Source organism: Janibacter endophyticus, assembly GCF_016888335.1.
Lineage (GTDB): Bacteria > Actinomycetota > Actinomycetes > Actinomycetales > Dermatophilaceae > Marihabitans > Marihabitans endophyticum.
The window spans coordinates 1-532 of the sequence record NZ_JAFEJG010000003.1 but is presented as its reverse complement, the minus strand read 5'-3'; the positions used below and the strand labels follow the sequence as shown (position 1 = coordinate 532).

The window sequence follows — 532 nt, the reverse complement described above, 5'->3', positions numbered from 1 at the left end:
CAACATCCTGGTTGTCTAAGCAACGCCACATCCTTTTCCACTTAACAAATACTTTGGGACCTTAGCTGGTGGTCTGGGCTGTTTCCCTCTTGACTACGGATCTTATCACTCGCAGTCTGACTCCCAAGAATAAGTATTTGGCATTCGGAGTTTGACTGAATTCGGTAACCCGTTGGGGGCCCCTAGTCCAATCAGTGCTCTACCTCCAATACTCTCATCTTGAGGCTAGCCCTAAAGCTATTTCGGAGAGAACCAGCTATCTCCAGGTTCGATTGGAATTTCTCCGCTACCCACACCTCATCCCCGCACTTTTCAACGTGCGTGGGTTCGGGCCTCCATTCAGTGTTACCTGAACTTCACCCTGGACATGGGTAGATCACCTGGTTTCGGGTCTACGACCACATACTCATTCGCCCTATTCAGACTCGCTTTCGCTGCGGCTCCGTCTTCTCAACTTAACCTTGCATGGAATCGTAACTCGCCGGTTCATTCTACAAAAGGCACGCCATTACCCATTAACGGGCTCTAACTA

The 532-nt window shown here is 49.8% G+C and carries 1 rRNA gene; it reads right to left on the bottom strand.

What is annotated here, in order from left to right:
• Window positions 1-531, bottom strand: a 23S ribosomal RNA gene (locus JNO54_RS00015); the annotation flags it as partial.
• Between the last annotated feature and the right edge of the window lies 1 nt (window position 532).